This window comes from Chitinophaga sp. CF418 (assembly GCF_900142925.1).
Classification (GTDB): domain Bacteria; phylum Bacteroidota; class Bacteroidia; order Chitinophagales; family Chitinophagaceae; genus Chitinophaga.
Genome location: NZ_FRCN01000008.1, coordinates 13156 through 34552 on the forward strand (window position 1 = coordinate 13156; position 21397 = coordinate 34552).

Below are 21397 nucleotides of genomic sequence, written 5' to 3' on the forward strand. Positions count from 1 at the left end.
TAACTCACTCTGTTTTCATGCTATTAATGGGATATCTGCCGCCCCGCTATGATGTTTATCGTAGCTATACTGGTCAGATGTACATTACAATGTAAATGCAACAGCGCGTGCCTGTTGCCAGACCTGTAACGCTAATAACGCTGACTGTTTTATTTTTCGCCAAATTGCGGAATGCAATTTTGAGGAAGCTTTTAATCATAACGGCCATAGTTGAATCATTTATCAAAAAAAATGGAATGCCAGTTATTTATTAACTATAAATGAAACAGTTAATAAATACAGGGATATTCAAATCCGTTCGGTTTTGAGACTAAAGCATTCATTATTGGACATGGGGTATGTTAGGAGAGGAATTCAAAAGGGGTAAACAATTTTTTCTTCTAATTGACATTGGCGCCTGTCAACAGATCAGCATCTGTCAAAGTTCCTTTATCAACCAGCTTTTTTATATACCCCTCTTCTGATAAGGGGCAATTGGCCAAATCAAGGAAGTCATCTTTCCCAAGATGGCACTGTTTTCTCATTTTCGCTATTAAGTAGTCATTTATATCCTGATCATTATGACTACAAAAGGTTTGGAGGACATATTTACCATTATGCCAGAACTCCATATACTGGTGCCCACCATTTGCCTTTACAAACCCTTTACTTAAAAGGTTTCTTATTGTCTTCTGCGCCTGCAATGCTGCCATTATTTAAAATTTACTTCTTTAACAATAGTATTTAATAATACTTTGATCCGTTTAATTCTCTCAGACATCTCGGTGTCGGATAATTCATTATAGCGCTGGTAGATAAAATCAAACTCCTGCGCGAAATCCTGCGCGGCTTCTGCTTCAGTTCTACCTGTAGCGACTATCCCTAACATCTCGTTCTCTATCATAAAGTATTCATCTTCCTGGCTCAGCTTAGAAGACAAAGGAGAATAGAGCAAATAAGTTCTCTGCCCGGAAATAATCTTGTTGGGAGAATACGATGACATAATTGATTGGTTTTTGTTTAATTCAACAACTTTAGTTACTTCGTGCTTGCCCTTTTGAGGATTGGTGTTAACAGCACCTGTTTCACCATTTGCCTTGAAGGCCATTGGCTGTGCGATAGGCAGGGAGCGATCATTTGCAATGTTCAACATGATATATAGTTTTTACAGCAACAAATGTACTATTCACTTTCCGGGATATTTCAGTTCATTTTGTTCATTCTTTAATTCGGCGCTTCGCATTGTTCACTTCTTCATCAACGGAATTTTCAAAGAAAAAATCATCAGGGGGCAACCCGGCATATCCCCCGGCTATTCCGCCTGGCATCTTTACCATAGCCGCTTTACTGCGTATATATAGTCCCCTGTAAACATCGCTACATATCATCTTCTGCATGCGCATCTCAGTTAACTGGAAAGTTTACACGAAATGTTACATTGTTTTTCTGCCTGAAGATCTTCTCAATCGTCTTATATGCAAATTTGCAGGTCCATATTAGGGTAAAGGAACTGCTGGCTGTAAACGAAAATACGGTCAGCAATCTGATGCTGCCATCAGAATTAAGCACTGCCGTATATTATACAAACAGGTGATCATAATTGATGCCTTTATTGGATGTTGCAGGGAGGGCGCCCCTACATTAGTGTCAGGATTTAAAACAGGAATGGAAGAATATAGGATCAGGTTGAAAACTTGGGGGGAAGGTTAAAAACAGATCCCCACGCTCATCAGTAATTTCCACAGGATCTAAAACAAAAAAGGACTACATTTCTGTAGTCCTTTTCGAGGTTTCGAGCGGATTCGAACCGCTGTAGGAGCTTTTGCAGAGCTCAGCCTAGCCACTCGGCCACGAAACCTTATTTTTGTGCTCCCATCCGTTTGATGGGATTGCAAAAGTAGTAAATTTTAGATATTTGCCAAATCTATTTCACAATTTTATCAGATAACCATGAATAAACGTATTGCAGAATCTGAACTGATATTAAATAGCCGGGGGGCTGTATATCATCTGGATGTCAGGCCAGAAGAGCTTGCCACGACTATTATAACGGTTGGAGACCCTGATCGCGTACCCGAAGTTAGTAAACATTTCGATCGTACAGAGAGTACTCATCAGCACAGGGAATTTGTTACCCACACCGGATATATCGGACAAAAAAGGCTTACCGTCGTGTCTACCGGTATCGGAACAGACAATATCGACATCGTGCTCAATGAACTGGATGCCCTGGTGAATATTGACTTCAGTACCCGGACCATTAAACCGTCTCTTACCCGGCTGCAAATCATCCGCTTAGGCACTTCCGGCGCACTGCAGGAGAACGTGCCGGTGGACAGCTTCGTGGTTTCCTCCTATGGTGTAGGACTGGACAATCTACTGCCCTGGTATGAATTCGAGAATACAACACAGGAAAAAGGCCTCCTGGAAGCTTTCCGGCAGCAGGTACAACTGCGTCCCGGTAGTGCCAGCCCTTACCTGTTAAGCGCCGCCAATGACCTCGCAGGACGCTTTACTGAAGGATATATCAGCGGTATTACTATTACCTGTCCCGGGTTCTATGCTCCTCAGGGACGCGCCCTGAGAGGACCGCTCTCCCACCCTCAATTACTGGAACAGCTGACCGCTTTCCGCCATGAGAATCATTACATTTCTAACTTTGAGATGGAGACTGCCGGTATTTATGGTCTCGGTCGCGTACTGGGACATGATTGCCTGTCTATCAGCGCTATTGTAGCCAACCGTATCAGGCAGGAATTTACCAAAGATGGTGCACTGGTAGTAGAAAACCTCATTAAACAGTCCTTAGCCATTATAGAAAAGATCTGATAATCAATCCTCATTAAATTTGACTTTGTCAGCCATTGACAGTTGACCATGTCAAACAACGCAGGCCCTGGTACTAAAGACCCGGGCCTGTTGCGTATGGCTATTGACTGTCATTTAAAAGACTTACTTTTGCGCATTATGTCAGCAATTCATTTCTACAAATACCAGGGAACCGGCAATGACTTTGTGATCATGGACAACCGGAAAGGCGCGTATAATTTCCTGACAGAAGAGCAGGTACATTTTCTGTGTGACCGCCGTTTCGGTATCGGGGCGGATGGACTGATGCTCCTCAATACCCAGGAAGGTTATGATTTCGGAATGAAATATTACAATGCTGACGGCCGTGAAAGCAGTATGTGTGGTAATGGCGGTCGCTGCCTCGTGGCTTTCGCCCGTAAAATGGGTCTTAGCAGTGAACAACTCAGTTTCCTGGCTGTAGATGGCCCTCACGAAGCTACCCTCAAAGGAGACAGCTGGGTGAACCTGAAAATGCAGGATGTGAACGGCGTGGAATTAGGTTCTCTCTATTCCTATCTCAATACCGGTTCTCCTCACTTCGTTAAGTTTGTGGAAGATGTAAAGGCGGTAGATGTATTCTCCGAAGGAAGGCAGATCCGCTATAATGATCGCTTTGCCAAAGAAGGCACTAACGTCAATTTTGTTCAGCCCCTGGAACAGGGCATCTTCGTCCGCACTTATGAACGTGGTGTGGAAGATGAAACCTACTCCTGCGGTACCGGCGTTACTGCTGCAGCCCTGATGACAGCAGGCCCGGACGAGAAAGAATATGTTATACCCGTGCAGACATTGGGCGGAAACCTGGAAGTACGTTTTACTAAAACCGGTGAAAGGTCTTACAATAATATCTGGCTCTGCGGCCCTGCAACCCTTGTTTTTGAGGGAAATATCACACTACCGTAACTTTAATTAATCTACCTTTGCGGCCGGATGATCCAATATTTCAAAAATATAGACGCGCGTACGGTAGAAATATCAAGTCCTGAGAATGGGGCATGGGTGAATATTACCCCTCCCCTGAAACAGTCTGAATTTGAACAACTGTCAGAAGAACTGGATATTCCTCTGGACTTCCTCACCGACTCACTCGATATCGATGAGAAGTCCCGCTATGAACTGGAGGATAATGTAAAGCTGATCGTCATCAAAACGCCTACGGAGAATAATTCCATCAACGAAAGCGATGCCTATTACATTACCATTCCTATCGTTATCATCCTTACGCACAATCAGATCCTGACGGTCAACTCATTCGATAACGCGGCCATCAACCGTTTCCTGAATACTTTCCATAACCGTCATCCTGAAAAAAGGAATATGATGGTGCTGAAGATCTTCGAAAAGGTGACCATGAACTTCCTGGATTATCTGAAAGAAATTAATCAGCGCAGGAATATCCTGGAACAAAAACTGTATGACAGTAACCGTAACGAAGAGTTGCTCTACATCATGCGGATCCAGAAAAGCCTGGTATATTTTCTTACTGCCCTTCGTAGTAATGAATTACTGCTCATGAAGATTGAGCGTACCAATTTCCTGGGATTGAATGAAGATGAGAAGGAATTCCTGCATGACCTGATCGTAGATACTTCACAAGCGCTGGAAATGGCCAACGTCTATACCAACATCCTCAGCAGCTCAATGGATGCTTTTGCCAGCATCATCTCCAATAACCTGAACCTGGTCATGAAACGCCTGACGTCCATTACCATCGTTCTGACATTCCCCGTATTGGTAGCCAGCATATACGGTATGAACGTAGAGATCCCGTTTGCCCACTCGACACACGCGTTCTATATTCCGGTCATTCTATCGATCGTCATCTCCGTGATTATGAGCTGGTATTTCATGAAGAAGAAATGGTTCTAAACAATGTTTAATGTTCGCGTATACGGCATAATGATGAACGAGCAGAAACAGGTGCTCGTTACTGATGAATATATCCGTGGTGCATATTATACTAAATTCCCGGGAGGGGGACTTGAATTCGGAGAAGGTACCCTGCAATGTGTAGTGCGGGAGTTCCAGGAAGAACTGGGACTTGAGGTGGAAGTCATAGAACACATCTATACCACCGATTTCTTTCAACTCTCTGCTTTTGGTGATAATTCCCAGATCATTTCAATCTATTACCTCGTAAAAGCTTTATCAGCAATCACCTTTCCTGCGTTGGACAAACCTTTTGACTTTCCCATTCCGGAAGACAAAACCGATGTGGAAGGCGCCAGATGGATAAGCTGGGAAGAGTTTTCCGCCGAAACAGTCACCCTTCCCATTGATAAAGTAGTGGCAGATCTTTTGAAGTTGCGCTACTAGTAATGTTTTATTCCGCAGACTTGCCCATAGCGGCTTCTTTCATACGGGCCGCAGTGTCCTTGCCCAAATAACTTTCTATACGCCCTTCTATGAGATATATCACAGGAGTCAGTAATATGGCAACGGTGAATTTGTAAATGTAGTTCACCACACACACCGCCAATACCAGCTGCCAGCTCCAGTTATTCCCCAGTTTAAAAGCAATAAACAAAACGATAAAACTATCTATCAGCTGGGATATCACCGTCGATCCGGTTGCCCTTAGCCATACATGTTTTTCGCCTGTAGCACGTTTGATGCGATGGAACACCGCCACGTCTATTAACTGGCTTACCAGGAATGCCGTGATACTACCGATAATGATCCACATGCCCTGGCCAAAGATCCCTCCAAAAGCTACCTGCATATTGGGAATGCCTTTATCTGCATTGGAACCGATCCAGAAATCGGCCGGCGGTACGGAAAGGGATACGTAAAACATGATGAAGGCATAACTGATCAGCGCTACAGCAATGTAGGAGATCCGCTTCACTGCTTTAGGACCATAATACTCATTAACGATGTCTGTCATCACAAACTCAAGGGGCCATAATAATACCCCGCAGGTAAGGTTGAAGGATAGTCCGCTTTGACCAAACACCGTGAAGGTATGTACGGGTAACCCGAACAGTTTCTCCAGGGAAAAGATCTTCCCGCCGATACATTCTGCTATCAGCGCATTAGCTACGAAAAAGCTGCAAAAGAAGATGAAAAGTTTAGTTGGTCTGTCTTTTAGAATGTTGTGTACCATTTAGAAAAGGAAATAAAATTGCACGATTAAAATTATAGCATTAATAATAAATACATAAGGAGGAAGCGCTGCCCAGGCCATTTTGCGCCTGTACAACATAATGGCAGCCACGAGCAATACCAGCAGGTTCAGCGGAAAAGCAACCACAATACCCATCAGCAGTATATATTTCAGCATCTCTGAAAAATGACCCTTGTAGTCGATAAAATAAGATGCCTCCGCCAACAGAAAACAAATGTTGCAGATAAATGCCACCTTTAAAAAGAATCGTAGCCGCCCCATTATTGAAATTTCGGATAAATTACAGTTATTTTGCTTTCCCTGTGAGGAATTAAATAAAAAAGGAAACTAATTCATGCAAATAGCAATATCAATAGTCATATGTTCATATAACAGAGAAGCCTATATCATTGAGGCCATCGATAGTCTGTATAAACAGGATATTGATAAACAACGCTATGAGGTGATCGTGGTCGATAATAACAGTAAAGATAATACTGCTACCAAGGTAAAAGCATACATCGCTGAACACCCTGATATACAGCTGTATTATTACATGGAAACCCGCCAGGGCGCTTCCTATGCACGTAATACAGGTGCAGAGAAATCCCGGGGGGCACTGATCTGTTGTATGGACGATGATGCAGTAGCGATGCCAGGGTATCTGGAGAATATCATCACCTTCTTCGAACAACATCCGGATGCTACCGGCCTGGGAGGCCGTATCATTCCCCGCTATATACCGTCAGAACCGAAATGGATGTCCCATTATGTCTCTTCACTGGTAGGCAACTTCGACTACAGCCCTATCGCCAAACCTTTCGACAACGGTCGCTATCCATTGGAATCCAATATGATAGTGCGACGCGACGACTTCTTTGCCGTAGGTGGATTTAATACCAGCCTGCCAGGAGTGAAAGGCACATTGCGCGTAGGTGGTGAAGGCAAGGAATTTTTTTACAAGCTGATAGAAAGAGGTGGAATCATTTATTACGATCCCTCAGTGATCGTACATCACGTCGTAGAAGTGAAAAAGCTCACATCCGAATACATGTACCGTGTCGCGTCCGGTATTGGCCGTGGAGAGAAAGTACGGATGGTTGCTAAAGGCGGAATGGCGGTGCACAAGAAAAGCGTGGAATACCTGTTTAAACTGGGAGCTTCTGTTGTGATAGGCGGGTATTACTTATTACAGGGAAGACCAGCTAAATCATGGCCGGTAATACAGTTCAGGATCGATGTGCTGAAAGGATATTGGGAGCCGGTGCATAAGCAGGACGCGTAGGAACCAGGCATTGCAAATAATGCATTTACAAAACATAATCAGCTCCGTCTGGAGCCGCGTGTTTGTAGCGCGGGGTGCAACCCCGGGGCAACAATATCCGGTATAAACAACATATTTAACAAAACGTAATCGGCTCCGTCAGGAGCCGCGTGTTTGTAGCCCCGGGTGCAACCCGGGGTAAAATGCAACCCGGGGTAAAATACCACCCCTGGGTTAATCACAACACCTTATAGAAATGAGGTTTATTACGAACAATCGTTGGCGTCAGCGCCCACAATGAACCTACGTTTTTCGTCAGGCCCCATACCTGCGGCATATATCTGAAAGGATTACGTCCTTTGAACAGGTTCTCCAGTATACTGCCGATGAAAAATACCGGTACAGCAAATGTATAGTTGAGTAACAGGATGAAATACCACATCACACCAAACTGCTTACGAACCCTTACATGATTGGACAACATCAGCTGCAATCCTTTCCTGTCATACAATCCGTAATAACCTTTCTCATCAGAACCGAATGCATCACCGGTGGTTTCGCCTTGCAGATGTATGATATTGATATCTCCGAAAATAGCCAGGGGGCCTAGTCTACGCAGACGGCTGCACCACTCCACTTCTTCTGCATACAGGAAAAAATCTTCATCCATGTAACCTGCTTTTTCGAGAGAGCTGCGTTTCACCATCAGGAAAGCACCGCTGATCCAGTCCACATGATGTTCCGTACTAGCCTCCTGTACATTAGGCACTTTGGTTTTCAGCTGATAGCCCAGCCAGCGGATCACCTTTCCCCAGTAAGGCAAGGGCAGCAGGTGATTCAATCCTCCTTTCATGAAGTAATTGCCGGAGATCTGAAGACTACGGTCGGCATTCAGTTGTTGTACGCCACAGGCTATGAGGTCGCTCTTGGCGAACCGCTGTACACAACGGTCCAATGCATGATCGAGGATCAGCGTATCAGGATTCAGCAGTAACAGGTAATCGCCCTTTGCGGCGCGTAAACCCATATTGTTGGCCCGGGAGAATCCCGCATTGTAGCCCATCTGCAGGAACTGTACAAAAGGGAAGGCATATGTGATCAGTTGCTCACTGTTATCACCGGAAGCATTGTCCACTACAATCACCTCATAGCTGATAGCGGTTGTCTCTGCCACAATAGTGCTGATACAATCCAGTATGAGGCGGCTGCTCTTATAGTTCACGATGACGACAGACAAATCCATTTGCAGGGCGAAAATTAAGTAAGTCGCCAAAATAAGAAATATGCGGCAATATTATATGAAAGCTCTCCTTAATCTAAAAATATAAATATCTTAGCGGGTCAAACAGACTAGTGTTATATGGGCGTTGTAAGGACTAAGAGCCTCGTTTCTTCGATTTATACATATTTTGGATTCATTCTGGGTGCGATCAACATCTACCTGATGACAAAATACTTCGCGCCCGCAGAAAACGGCCTTACCCGTACCCTTTTCGAGATCTCTACCCTGATGACCAGTGTTGCCTGCCTGGGTATTCCGACCCTGGTGGCCCGCTACTATCCTTACTACAAGGGGCTTCCGCAAAAAAAAATGGACCTGCTCACCCTCGCATTTGCACTGGGTGGCATAGGATTAGCGGTCGTATTTGCAGGTTCGTATTTTCTGGAACCCTTGATTATCCGCAAGTTCTCCGGAAAATCGCCCTTACTGGTGGAGTATTTTTATATCAGTTATCCCCTTGTCTTTTTCTTCCTGGGCTTTCAGATCATGGAAGTATATGCATGGAATCAGCATAAGACCATTCTTTCAAACTTCATGAAAGAGGTCGTATTCCGCGTGTTTCACACTGTTATAGTGTTGGCCTTCATCTTTGGCCTGATACGCTTCCATACCTTCATGAATATCTTCGGATTTACTTATGCCGTAACGTTCTTCGGATTATTTTTTTACTTCTGGTATAAGAAACAATTACCGCTGGGCAAACTTCCCAGCCAGGTCACCAAAGACCTTGGCAAACAGATGTTACGTTTCACGGCATTCATCTTCGCCAGCAATGTGATCACTATCATCAGCCTGACCATTGACTCTATCCTGATCTCAAGTTTCAAAGGATTGGAATTCGCTGCCGTATTTACACTAGCTACTTATATCTGTACTGTAATAGATGTACCGCAAAGAAGTATGATCAGTATAGGAGTACCAATCATCGCACAATCCTGGAAGGACAATGATATGGCAAACATTGCCAACATCTACACCAAGTCGTCCATTAATCTGCTGATCTTTTCTTCCTTTATATTCTCTATTATCTGGCTGAACCTGGATGATGCCTTTGAGTTCTTGCAATTGCCGGCAATCTATCATGAGGGGAAACCACTTGTACTAATATTAGGTATTACAAAGATCATCGAATTGGGTACAGGGTTAAACTCACAAGTGATCTCTACTTCTCCACGCTGGCGCTTCGAATTACAGTCGCATCTCATCTTGCTGGCGTTAACACTGCCGCTGAACTATTATTTTGTAAAAACTTATGGTATTATGGGAGCCGGCGTAGCACAGCTGATATCCCTGACGATCTACAACGGGATCCGATACCTGTTCCTCCTGAAAAACTACCATATGCAGCCGTTTACGAGACAAACGCTGTATTCAGTTATACTGACGCTATCGCTGTATTTTATTGTAAGCCGGCTGATTAATATCTCCGTACCTCTCCTGAATATGATCGTTCGAACAATAGTGTTTGCGGTTATCTACGGGTTTGCGGTAATCAGGCTGAACCTCTCAGAAGATATCACCATACTGTATAAAAAGGGCATCTCCTTTATTGGCAACAGAATAGGAAGACCATAACTATTTATACTTCCCAAGCAGCCTGTTCTTCAACATTTTAAAAATGTTCTGATAGGATATCCTGCTTTCAGTATATATTATCTCCCGGCGTACGATCAGCTGTTTGATCATATCCAGGTACCAGTCCTGGTGTTTGTTGACAATGTAGTCAACCAGTTCCACAACATTCGGGCGGGTATCGTTACGGTAGGTCGATTTTTTTGTTTGCCTGTAGAACAGCAGTCTTTCCGGTATCACTTCTATCTTCCATCCATGACGGGTCACACGGATATAAAACTCCCAATCCTCATATCCCAGTTTCATGGCTTCATCAAAGCCACCGATATCTTCCCAGCATTCTCTTCTGTATATCGCACATGCAGGGCATTGATTGCCGAACAGGAAATTAACGTCGGTTCCACCCCTAGGTTTGGATACTAACCTTTCAGCGCCGAACAACTGGATATAAGAGGTCACGACCCCTATTTCTTTGCGAGCATCCAGTATGGCCATAGCCTTCTTAAAAAAGGTATCACCAAAATAGTCATCTGAATCAAGTGCAGCAATGATCCTGCCTTTTGCATGCCTGATGCCGTAGTTCCTTGCGGAGGCCATTCTGCCGTTCTCCTTGTGCAATACCTGTACATCCGGGGCTACAACTTCATCCAGCACTTTTAAAGTAGCGGCATCAGTGGAGCCATCATTTACAACAATGATCTCATAATTGGGATAATCCTGCCTGCGGATAGAAGCAATTGCTTCATGCAGATAGGCGCCATCATTATAACACGGAATTACGACAGAGATCAGCTCATTCAACATTATGGATCAGATTATTTTTTTAAAAGTGATGTTAGATAACAAAGAAACATGCCAGTTTTTGAAATAATGCCCTTTGTCCATAAAGAAGCCGGCAGTTTTGACTGGAAGGCAGCCATGCGGTAAAGCTCAGGATGCACCGGAAAACCCTTTGCCAGATCGGTCAACTCTGCGCTGCTGCGAATGTTATATCTGCGTAATAATCGCCAGAAGTAGTCATAATATAACCACTTTCTTAATATTCCGGGTCGCAGCTTATCGAGTAACTGTATGTGTTCCTTTACATCCACTTCCTTATTGTCTTCACATTCCTGCGTTACCTGATAAGCATGAATACCTACTTTCACAAGTGGTTCATTCACACATACGATGGCGGGATTACGGTAAAGTTCATGAATATAACCATCAATATCCACCATCCATTTCATCCGGTTATCGTACATGAATTTATTTCTGAACAGCGTGACACTGGGTGTGGAGATCGGTTTTACGACCATCACATATTCCGGCTCCCGGCGCACACGTTCCAGGTTTTCGATCTTCATAGGAAGCAGCCATTCTTTCCCGTCATCATACACCAGTAGCGCTCTTGCGTATGCAAAATCACTTCCGGGGGCAGCCTCCAGTGCATCGTGCAGCTTTTGCAATGCATCAGGTGTTGCCAGCCAGTCATCATGATGAATTAGTTTGATGTACTTTCCCTTTGCCTGGCGGATGGCTTCATTCCAGTTCTCCGGGGTTCCCAGAGAAGGGACGTTATGTTTATAACGGATGGGAAGAATATCCTTGTAACTGTCGATCAGCAATTCCACTTCATTGCCCGGACTATCATCTGTTACGATTACTTCTATATCGGTAAATGTCTGCTGCCGGATACTGTCAAGACAGCGTTTTAGCATGTCGGGTTGCCTGTATGCCGGTATACATATTGAAACTGCTGGACTACTCATGAATCTTTTCTCTTTTTCCGGTTTACTCTATTCTGCCACTCCCGGCATAATATCTTGCCCAATAAGTCTCGTTCAGATCACTGATTGTCACTCCGAGGCTCGTTGAAGCGTGCACAAATTTATTATTATTCAGGTATACACCCACATGAGAGATTGATTTTCCATCAGTTTTGAAAAAAACCAGGTCTCCTTCCCTCATATCTGATTTACTCAATTTTCGGGCCTTTTCATATAATTGTGCCGAGCTACCTGAGCTGTTCAGCCGGAATACCGCTACCAGCAGGTTATTTGTAAAGCCAGAACAATCCACTCCGTTCCTGTTCTTGCCACCGTATACATAAGGGGTGCCCCACCATTCTTCAATAAATGCAAACAGATTGGTATTCAGTACTGCTTCTACACGAACATCCAGCAATTGGGCATATTTGAACTGCCAGAGCGGGGCATTTTCTATCAGCGTACTTGAAGCAGTAAATTTCAGCGTGCTTTTGCTTTTGGCCGTATAATTATTTCCATTAATGGATAAACCATCCAGGAATTCCACATTGCCGCGACTACCACTGCCTGTTCTTTTCGTTGTTCCCTGTTTTGAGGAAGAGCAGGCAGCCAGTCCCAACACGCAAAACATAGCCATTATCCCTGAAATACTTTTTTTGCCGATCATAAGCGCCCGTTGGTTAAATCGGGGCTAATTTACTAATAATAATTATAATAAATGTTTTTAACATGTTCAGTAATATTGATTACTAATGAAATATCAATTTACCATGGGATAAACCAGCGTACCGAATGATATGAATGTATCAACGCCGGCATGGATGCCCACGTTTCTACACAATAAATGGAGCATGAAAAGGTCAACGACAACAGGTATACGAAAGTGCAATAATGACGATGGCCTGGCCGGAAGATAGAATATCTTTCAGCCAGGCCATTGTGTTTAAGCGTCTGCTTTATTGACGACGGGCAGAACTGCCACCAGTAGTGTCAGCTAAGATCTGCTCGCCATAATAGTAATAGTTCTGATCAACGCGGTTCCATTCAAAGCGTTTTCCGTTCAGTACTTTGATATCAGCTACGAAGCTCATACCACCGTTAGGCGTTACAGTAATACGCGTAGCGTCACTGTTCACAAACCATGTACCATATACAACAGAACCGTCTTTATAAGTCTCAACAGATGTTCCGTCGGCTTTGTATTCAACTGTCAGCTGGTCCACCGCAGTGAAGGTATTATTTGGTTTACCAATACGCCATACAAGGTCAGCTGATGCCTGTGGGAAGTTATAGAAATATGTTTCATACTTCCATTTCTTTCCGCTCAGCAACTGAGTGGCTGTTTTTGTTTTGTCTGACTCAGGGAAATGTTTCATCATTACACCATAAGTAGTACCGTTCACCACCTCCCACTCGAACTGGTTAGCTGTCAGTACACGAATGTCAGATGTAAAAGTGGAGGTACTGTTCACCACGATCTGCGTTTCATTGTTGGTGAAATGCCAGGTGCCTTTCAGTGAATCTCCTTTTTCGGTGATTTCCCAGTAAGAACCATCTTTATTGAACTTTACCTTGTTCAGATGAAGATCCAGTGTGTTTACTGAACGGTTGCTTTTCCAGATCAGTGTGGAACCGGAGGTCTGGAAATTATTGTAATACTCATAGTATCTCCAGATCGTGTCTGTCAGTATCTTTCCTTTTGCGCTTAATACAATGGTATCAACAGGAATTACAACAGTATCTCCAGGATTAGGATTCTCGTCCTTTTCGCATGATGAGGATGTGAGGGCCAAAAGGGCAACAACACATAGGGATAGAAGGGAAAATAGTTTATTCATATAGCAAATATATGGTATGTACTCAATATTAAAATGAGTAGTGTGCATAAATTTTCATAACCTTTTATTCATATTCTGACAGAAGAGTCGGAATTTTGCCAAATGATCTTTTCCCACTTACACGTTCATACACAATATTCCCTGCTGGATGGTGCAGCAGACATCAAATCATTGTACAAGAAAGCTATGGCCAGCAATCAGCCGGCCCTGGCCATCACGGACCATGGTAACATGTTCGGCGTGTTCCAGTTTGTGGCGGAAGCTTACAACAACAAGCTGAATCCGGAAGATCCGAAGGATAAAAGACTCAAGGTAAAACCCATTGTTGGCTGCGAGTTCTACGTAGTGGAAAATCGCTTTAAACGTGCCTTTACCCGTGAGGAAAAAGATATCCGTAATCACCAGGTACTGCTGGCTAAAAACGATGAAGGCTATCGCAACCTTATCAAATTGTGCTCACTGGGGTACATGGAAGGCCTGTACGGTAAATATCCCCGTATCGATAAAGAACTGATCCTCCAGTATCATAAAGGTCTTATTGCCACCACCTGCTGTCTGGGTGCTTCTGTACCCAGGGCTATCCTGAAAAAAGGAGAAGAGGCGGGTGAAGATGAATTCAAATGGTGGCTGGACATTTTCGGTGAGGATTACTATGTTGAATTACAACGGCATGGCATTCCCGAACAGGAGAAAGTGAATGAATCCCTGCTCAAGTTTGCCGCCAAGCATAATGTAAAGATCATTGCGTCCAACGACTCCCACTATGTGGACCAGGCAGACGCCAACGCACACGACATCCTGCTCTGTATCAACACGGGCGAGAAAAAGAGCACGCCTACCATGAAGGATTTCTCTGATGATGACGTGTCCATGAAGAACAAACGTTTCGCTTTCTATAACGACCAGTTCTATTTCAAGACCACCGAAGAGATGAGCGCGCTCTTCCACGATCTGCCGCAGGCGATAGACAATACCAATGAGATCGTGGATAAGGTGGAACTGCTGGACCTGAAGCGGGACATCCTCCTGCCTAACTTCCCGATTCCGCCCCCTTTCCTGACACAGGACCAGTACCTGCGCCACCTGACCATGGAAGGCGCCCATAAGAAGTACGCGGAGGTAACAGCAGAGGTAGAAGAGCGTCTGAATTTCGAACTGCAGGTAATTGAGAACATGGGATTTGCGGGTTACTTCCTGATCGTATCCGACTTTATCAAGGCCGGACGTGACCTGGGGGTATTCATAGGTCCCGGCCGTGGATCTGCTGCCGGTTCTGCAGTGGCTTATTGTATAGGTATCACGAATATTGACCCGATCAAGTATAATCTCCTGTTTGAGCGTTTCCTGAACCCGGAACGTAAGAGCATGCCCGATATTGATACGGACTTCGATGATGAAGGCCGTCAGAAAGTAATTGACTATGTGGTGCAGAAATATGGCAAGAACCAGGTAGCACAGATCATTACCTATGGTACCATGGCTGCCAAGATGAGTATCAAGGACGTGGCCCGTGTAATGGACCTGCCACTGGTAGAATCTAACATGCTGGCCAAAATGGTACCTGATAAACCGGGTATCCAGCTGGACCGTATCTTCAACGCTCCTATTGATGAAGGGGAAAAGAGCCTGGCCGAAAAAGAAGGCCTGGGCCCTGAAGACCTGGAAAATGTGAAAAAACTGCGCGAACTGATCAAAGGACAGGACCTGCAGGGGGAAGTGCTGAGAGAGGCCTGCGTACTGGAAGGGTCCGTGCGTAACACCGGTATCCACGCGGCAGGTATCATCATTGCACCGAAAGACCTGTACGACCTGATCCCGGTATCTACCGCAAAAGACTCCGACCTGCTGGTGACCCAGTTTGAAGGTAGTATCATTGAAAGCGCCGGCGTAATCAAGATGGACTTCCTGGGTCTGAAGACCCTCACCATCATTAAGGGCGCCCTGGAGCTGATCAAAACCAACCACGGGATAGAGATCAGTATTGACGACATCCCGCTGGACGACGCCAAAACATATGAACTCTATCAGAAAGGGGAAACCAACGCCACGTTCCAGTTCGAGTCTGCCGGTATGCAGAAATACCTCCGCGAGCTGAAACCTGACCGTTTTGACGACCTCATTGCGATGAACGCCCTGTACCGTCCGGGACCACTGGAGTACATCCCGCTGTTCATCCGCCGTAAACACGGACTGGAAGAAACGGTATATGACCTGGCAGAAATGGAGGAATACCTGAATGATACCTATGGTATTACGGTATACCAGGAGCAGGTAATGCTACTGAGCCAGAAGCTGGCCAACTTCTCCAAAGGGGATGCGGACGTACTCCGTAAAGCCATGGGTAAGAAGCAGAAGGCTGTACTGGACAAAATGAAGAAACAATTCATGGAGGGTTGTGCCGCCAACGGACATGACCTGAAAGTCTGCGATAAAGTATGGACGGACTGGGAAGCATTTGCGTCCTATGCGTTCAACAAATCCCACTCCACCTGTTACGCCTTCGTGGCTTATCAGACCGCTTACCTGAAAGCACACTATCCTGCAGAATATATGGCGGCTGTACTGAACAACGCCAGCAACATTGAAAAGATCACCTTCTTCATGGAAGAGGCAAAACGTATGGGAATAGACGTATTGCCGCCGGATGTGAACGAGTCCTTCAAAGGTTTCGCGGTGAACAAACAGGGCCAGATCCGTTTCGGTCTGGCAGGTCTGAAAGGTGTGGGTGAAGCTGCGGTAGAGAACATCCTGGAAGAAAGACAAAAGGCGGGTGCATACAAGAACATCTTTGAGATGATCAAACGTGTGAACCAACGTGCCGTAAACAAGAAATCTCTTGAGGCCCTGGCCATGTCCGGCGCCTTCGACTGTTTCCCTGAACTGCATCGTGCCCAGTACTTCAATAAACCTGAAAATGATACCACTACCGGTCTGGACAAGATCGTGAAGTTCGGTCAGCAGGTATCTGCCGGAGCAGCCACTTCCATGAGCAGCCTCTTTGGTGCGGAAGACATGCCCGACATTGAACCGCCTAAGATCCCACCTTGTGATGCATGGCCGCTCATTCTCAAACTGAATAACGAACGTGAGGTGACGGGTATCTATATTTCCGGGCATCCGCTGGACGACTACCGCTTTGAAAGCCGGTACTATAATATGAACACGGTGCAGGAACTGGTTGAATATCAGGCAGATCTGACCACACCCGGCAATGCTCGTGCTGGCCGGGAACGTAACTTCAGGCTGGCTGTCTATGTGACGGGCGCACAGGAAAGAATATCGAGAAATAACCGTCAGTTTGGCATAATGACGATTGAGGATTATTCGGGTAAGTTCGAATTTGCCCTGTGGAGTGAGGACTTCATCCGTTTTGCGCCTTACCTCAAAACCGGGTTATGTCTCTTTATTAATGGTGGTTTTAAAGCCAAACGTTTCAACGATGCGGAATATGAGTTCAAGGTGAGCGGTATCCAGTTGTTACAGGAAGTGAAGAAAACACATACGAAGAAGGTTACGCTGGTCACCATGCCTAAATTCATTACACGTGAGCTGGTAGACTTCCTGGTAGATAATATTGCCAAATATCCGGGCGCCAGTGAGCTTTTCCTGCAACTCATTGATCGTGATGATCAAATGACTGTCAAGCTCCACACTTTCAACAAGCATATTGAGATGAATGATGAACTGGCGCATTTCTTGTCCAAACAACCTGATGTCGATGTGTATATAGATACAATCAATAAGTAAGGGTGCTAAAATGCGCTAATTTGCATGGTCAAATGGCGCCTTTTAACAAACAAATACCGGCTGTCAAAAAAGCAGTAATTTGCATCCGGTTTGAAAATTGAATGTATATATTTGCATTTATAAATTTATTCAGGAACTTTGATTACTATAATTTCATAAACTTTAAATATCATGGCATTAGAATTCACAGATTCGAACTTCCAGACGGAAGTATTGAGCTCCGATAAACTGAGTGTGATTGACTTCTGGGCAGAGTGGTGTGGTCCTTGTCGCGCTATCGGTCCGGTTATCGAAGAACTCTCTAAAGATTATGCGGGCAAGGTTAACGTGGGTAAAGTGAACGTAGATCAGAACCCTCAGTTGTCTATCAACTACGGTATCACCAGCATTCCTGCTATTCTGTTCATCAAAGATGGTCAGGTAGTTGACAAACAGGTAGGTGCTGCTCCAAGATCCGTTCTGGAAAAGAAGATTCAGTCCAACCTCTAATAGAGTAAAAGACATCATAAAAGAAGCCGGCTCGTCTTAGACGGGCCGGCTTTGTTATTGGGGAATGTGATCCAATGGTCCCGGGGTTACAAACACAGCGTTACAAACCGCGCGCGTTCACCCCGCGTTCCACCGTTTCCCCGGGTTATCCCACGTTACCCCCGGGTTTGCAACCCGGGGCTACAAACACCGGGACTCCTAAAGGAGTCCATTGGCGTTTTGTTTCCCGTTTCTTTGTCGCGGGGTTATTATAAACATGTAGTGTATCCAGGCTACAAACACTGGGACTCCTAAAGGTCCTAAAGGAGTCCATTGGCGTTTTTGTTCCCCGTTTTTTTGTTGCGGGGTTATTATAAACATGTAGTTTATCCGGAGTTGATATTATCTTATCAGCGTAACTGTACCCTTCTTACCGTATATCTTTCCTTCATTTCCATAGTAGGAATATTCTATCATGTATACGTAAGCGCCGTTGGGTTGCAATTCTTTTACATAAGTACCGTCCCAACCTTTATGAAGATCGCTTGAAGTAAAGACCAGCTCCCCCCAGCGATTATATACAGACATTCTGAAAACGGCCACACCACCCGCCTTTACCCGGAATACATCATTCACACCATCCTTATTGGGCGTAAAGGCGGTGGGAACAATCAGGAAGCGCCGGGTATCCACATAGATCGTTACCCTGTCTTCTTTTATACAGTTAAGGCCTGTAACAGTACTTACGATATATGTGGTCCGTTGCATGGGCTGGGCTATAGGGGATGCGCAATCCACACAGTTTAGCCCTTCCACAGGTGTCCAGCTATAATCCGGCGCATTAATGGCATGCAACTGCACCTGGTCGCCAAGACTGATAGTCGTATCATTATTTGTTATGGTGACTGCAGGTATATCAATATCATCTACTTCGGCATTGCTGCTGGCCCGACATCCTTTGGCATCGGTTACCACGACATTATAATTGCCTGCTGAAAGCTGTGTCAGATGCGTAGATGATGCCACTACACCATTGACCTCGTACTTGTATGGAGCTGCCCCCCCATTAACGCTTATCGTTAACTCTCCGTTTCCTCTGGCACAGTATTCATCGACTGGCGTAATGGCTAAATCAATGGCAGTAGGAGCTGTTAATGTCACTGTAGCGCTATCCAGACAATAGCTGTTACGGCCATAAACCTTATAAGTACCTGCCGCCAGATTATTAAAGGTGGTACCCGTCTGGTATGGCTGATTATCAATGGCAAATTCAAAAGGTGGCGGTCCTGATATCACGGTCGTAGTAATCGCTCCATCTGCAACACCCTCACAGCTAGGTGACTGTCCGGCGGCGGAAATGTCTATCGTGTTGGTCTGATCCAGGATGATGGTTGCCTGTCTCGTGATCGTACAACCCAGGTTATCTTTTATGCCGATAGTATATGTACCTGCGGTCAGTTGTGTAAAGCTGTTCTGTGAGCCTTTGTCTGTACCGTTCAGTGTATAGGTGAAAGGTGCGATACCACCACTGGGATTTACAACAATACTACCTGTTGGGTTCCGGCAATCGAGCATCGTTGTATTGAGTGTGGCATCTAAGGTAGGACTGATATTCACCACAACATCATCCGTAGCCGTACAACCGTTAGCGTCTGTTACTACCACACTGTAAGTACCACTGGTATTTACAGTAAGGGTGCTGCCAGTACTATTGTCAGACCACTGGTAAGAGCTAAACCCGTTGCCGGCATTCAGTAATACCGGTGTGCCGTTACAAGTGGTCACATCCGATCCCAGGTCCACCACAGGAGGAGGTACCGCTATGATCGTTGCCTGTCTGCTGATCGTACAACCCAGGTTATCTTTTATGTCGATGGTATATGTACCTGCTGCCAGTTGCGTAAAATTGTTCTGTGATCCTTTGTCTACACCATTCAGTGTATAGGTAAACGGTGCTGTACCGCCACTGGCATTCACGACAATGCTGCCTGTACTGTTCCGGCAATCGATCATTGTTGTATTGAGCGTGGCATCCAATGAGGGATCTATATTCACCACAACATCGTCCGTAGCCGTACAACTGCCACCGTTTGTTACTTCCACGCTATAGGTACCACTGGTATTTATACCAAGGGTAATGCCCGTGCTATTATCAGACCACTTATAGGAACTGAATCCGGTACCGGCATTCAGTAATACCGGTGTACCGTTACAGCTGGTTACATCCGATCCCAGGTCCACCACAGGAGGCGGCACCACGACAATGTTCCGGCAGGTGGTCTGCTGACTGGGAAGACCTTCGTCCATGATCATATTGACAGTGTAAGTACCTGGTTGATTATAAGTAAATGATGGCGGATTGACAAGTGTGGATGATGGTATACTACTGTTGGTACAGCTGCTGAATTTCAGCCTGGCAATCGTACTATTCCGGGCGCTGGCCACAAAAGTATACAGATCGTCCTTTACCCTGAAAACGGTAGACAATGAATGCGGATAATCCAGGCCTCCGATATTACCATAAGAGGTAGCCGTGATGTTGCCCGTGATACTACCACCTCCAAACTCCAGTTTCAGGATATCATCTCCTTCTCCATTGGCCACAAGCCCGAAAACACCACCGCAATCATTTACAATATAGATGTCACGGGGAGCATTCAGCAGGCCGTTGGGATTGCCCATATTCGTCGCCACGGGCGTATTCAGCAATGAATTACCGAAATCAAGGCGCGTAATAGTATTGTTGCCTCCGTTGGTAACAAACACATACCAGTTACCGTTATAATTCGCTGTGTAAATACCGGTCGGGAAATCCAGGTTCCCCAGGTTACCCAGGTTGGTACCTGTTGGCGGACTGTTAAAGGAAGTACCAAAGTCAAAACGTGTGATAGTGTTATTATCGGCATTGATGGTGAGGCCATGCCAGGAACCTGCATCCTGAAACATGTAAAGATCCACGGGATAAGCCAGGGTACCAATATTACCCCAGTTCGTAGAGGTAGGAGTATTATTCAGGCTGGAGCCGAAGTCCAGTTTTGCGATCTGCGGACTGGTAACCCCTCCTCCACCAACAATAATAATATGCCAGCCGTCTGCATCCTGTATAATCTGTAGGCCCTCTGTCTGTGGAGGGAGGTTTCCGCCGACGTTACCCAGGTTATTTACAACGGGCGTATTCAGGAGACTATTCCCGAAGAACATGCGTACAATAGACTGGGCGTTATTAGTAACGAAGACGTAATAGTCGTTCCCCTCTTTGACCATATCCACGAACGTCGGAATACTGAAAACATTACTCGGATTTCCCAGGTTAAGTCCCTCAGGGTCCTGAAACAGGTTGCCTGCACAAAAGCTCCAATAGTAGGAACTGCCGCCAGTGGAAGTATTCGCCAGGTTAACCGGTTCACTAACGCAAACAGTGTCCGGCGCTGTGAAACTGGCCTGCTGTGCCAATACTGGTATAGTTAGTAATGAAATAATTGAAATACAACATAACAGCCAGAACGCTCTCATAGATAAATTCGAATAAACAGGAATAAAGGG

19 protein-coding genes and 1 tRNA gene are annotated in these 21397 nt (G+C 45.3%); 8 read left to right on the forward strand and 12 right to left on the reverse strand.

The window, feature by feature from the left end:
- Positions 1-380 precede the first annotated feature (380 nt).
- The 4 genes from F3I09_RS18010 to F3I09_RS18025 form a co-directional block, all read right to left on the reverse strand.
- Entirely contained in the window at positions 381-692 is a 312-nt protein-coding gene (locus F3I09_RS18010; RefSeq protein WP_149696430.1) for a hypothetical protein, read from the reverse strand.
- Positions 692-1132 (reverse strand): hypothetical protein, encoded by a 441-nt coding sequence (locus F3I09_RS18015; protein WP_149696431.1) that lies wholly within the window; start codon positions 1130-1132, stop codon positions 692-694. Before F3I09_RS18015 ends, F3I09_RS18010 begins: the two co-directional genes overlap by 1 nt.
- Before the next feature lie 64 nt (positions 1133-1196).
- On the reverse strand, positions 1197-1376 hold the full coding sequence (locus F3I09_RS18020) for a hypothetical protein (RefSeq protein ID WP_149696432.1): 180 nt from the start codon (positions 1374-1376) through the stop codon (positions 1197-1199).
- Between the two features lie 390 nt (positions 1377-1766).
- Positions 1767-1837 (reverse strand) — tRNA-Cys (locus tag F3I09_RS18025).
- Positions 1838-1929: 92 nt separating this feature from the next.
- On the opposite strand from F3I09_RS18025, the gene F3I09_RS18030 reads away from it, so the two are divergent.
- Genes F3I09_RS18030 through F3I09_RS18045 form a run of 4 tightly spaced genes read left to right on the forward strand, consistent with a single transcriptional unit; the run spans position 1930 to position 5145 of the window.
- Entirely contained in the window at positions 1930-2808 is an 879-nt protein-coding gene (locus F3I09_RS18030; RefSeq protein ID WP_149696433.1) for a nucleoside phosphorylase, read from the forward strand.
- 48 nt (positions 2809-2856) lie between these two features.
- Positions 2857-3732, forward strand: coding sequence for a diaminopimelate epimerase (dapF, locus tag F3I09_RS18035; RefSeq protein WP_223233286.1), 876 nt, complete (start codon positions 2857-2859; stop codon positions 3730-3732).
- 27 nt (positions 3733-3759) lie between these two features.
- Positions 3760-4698 carry a magnesium transporter CorA family protein gene (locus F3I09_RS18040; protein WP_106600858.1) on the forward strand — a complete coding sequence of 313 codons (939 nt, stop codon included), beginning with the start codon at positions 3760-3762 and terminating at the stop codon, positions 4696-4698.
- 3 nt (positions 4699-4701) lie between these two features.
- Positions 4702-5145: an NUDIX domain-containing protein gene (locus F3I09_RS18045; protein WP_149696434.1), complete on the forward strand. Its 444-nt coding sequence runs from the start codon at positions 4702-4704 to the stop codon at positions 5143-5145.
- A 7-nt stretch (positions 5146-5152) separates the two neighbouring features.
- On the opposite strand, the gene F3I09_RS18050 is transcribed toward F3I09_RS18045, so the two are convergent.
- The gene (locus F3I09_RS18050) at positions 5153-5935 is read right to left on the reverse strand and encodes a queuosine precursor transporter (protein ID WP_149696435.1); all 783 of its coding nucleotides are present in this window, start codon (positions 5933-5935) and stop codon (positions 5153-5155) included.
- Complete coding sequence (locus F3I09_RS34115) at positions 5936-6112, reverse strand: hypothetical protein (protein ID WP_188133855.1); 177 nt, start codon at positions 6110-6112, stop codon at positions 5936-5938. It abuts the gene before it with no gap.
- Between the two features lie 178 nt (positions 6113-6290).
- On the opposite strand from F3I09_RS34115, the gene F3I09_RS18055 reads away from it, so the two are divergent.
- Positions 6291-7220 carry a glycosyltransferase family 2 protein gene (locus F3I09_RS18055; RefSeq protein WP_149696436.1) on the forward strand — a complete coding sequence of 310 codons (930 nt, stop codon included), beginning with the start codon at positions 6291-6293 and terminating at the stop codon, positions 7218-7220.
- Between the two features lie 217 nt (positions 7221-7437).
- On the opposite strand, the gene F3I09_RS18060 is transcribed toward F3I09_RS18055, so the two are convergent.
- The gene (locus F3I09_RS18060; RefSeq protein WP_149696437.1) at positions 7438-8442 is read right to left on the reverse strand and encodes a glycosyltransferase family 2 protein; all 1005 of its coding nucleotides are present in this window, start codon (positions 8440-8442) and stop codon (positions 7438-7440) included.
- A gap of 117 nt (positions 8443-8559) precedes the next feature.
- Here F3I09_RS18060 and F3I09_RS18065 point away from each other — a divergent pair, with 117 nt between their 5' ends.
- A complete protein-coding gene (locus F3I09_RS18065) occupies positions 8560-10056 on the forward strand; it encodes a lipopolysaccharide biosynthesis protein (protein WP_149696438.1) in 1497 nt (498 codons plus the stop codon).
- Here F3I09_RS18065 and F3I09_RS18070 read toward each other — a convergent pair whose 3' ends face one another.
- The 4 genes from F3I09_RS18070 to F3I09_RS18085 form a co-directional block, all read right to left on the reverse strand.
- Positions 10057-10857 carry a glycosyltransferase family 2 protein gene (locus F3I09_RS18070; protein ID WP_149696439.1) on the reverse strand — a complete coding sequence of 267 codons (801 nt, stop codon included), beginning with the start codon at positions 10855-10857 and terminating at the stop codon, positions 10057-10059. It abuts the gene before it with no gap.
- Positions 10858-10868: 11 nt separating this feature from the next.
- On the reverse strand, positions 10869-11804 hold the full coding sequence (locus F3I09_RS18075) for a glycosyltransferase family 2 protein (RefSeq protein WP_149696440.1): 936 nt from the start codon (positions 11802-11804) through the stop codon (positions 10869-10871).
- Positions 11805-11826: 22 nt separating this feature from the next.
- Positions 11827-12468, reverse strand: a complete 642-nt coding sequence (locus tag F3I09_RS18080) for a C40 family peptidase (protein WP_149696441.1) — start codon at positions 12466-12468, stop codon at positions 11827-11829.
- Between the two features lie 289 nt (positions 12469-12757).
- Positions 12758-13639, reverse strand: a complete 882-nt coding sequence (locus F3I09_RS18085) for a hypothetical protein (RefSeq protein ID WP_149696442.1) — start codon at positions 13637-13639, stop codon at positions 12758-12760.
- Positions 13640-13741: 102 nt separating this feature from the next.
- Here F3I09_RS18085 and dnaE point away from each other — a divergent pair, with 102 nt between their 5' ends.
- Both dnaE and trxA read left to right on the forward strand, forming a co-directional pair.
- Entirely contained in the window at positions 13742-17386 is a 3645-nt protein-coding gene (gene dnaE / locus F3I09_RS18090) for a DNA polymerase III subunit alpha (protein ID WP_149696443.1), read from the forward strand.
- 171 nt (positions 17387-17557) lie between these two features.
- A complete protein-coding gene (gene trxA / locus F3I09_RS18095; protein WP_110051685.1) occupies positions 17558-17875 on the forward strand; it encodes a thioredoxin in 318 nt (105 codons plus the stop codon).
- A gap of 381 nt (positions 17876-18256) precedes the next feature.
- Here trxA and F3I09_RS18100 read toward each other — a convergent pair whose 3' ends face one another.
- A complete protein-coding gene (locus F3I09_RS18100) occupies positions 18257-21307 on the reverse strand; it encodes a gliding motility-associated C-terminal domain-containing protein (RefSeq protein WP_188133856.1) in 3051 nt (1016 codons plus the stop codon).
- Positions 21308-21397 lie beyond the last annotated feature (90 nt).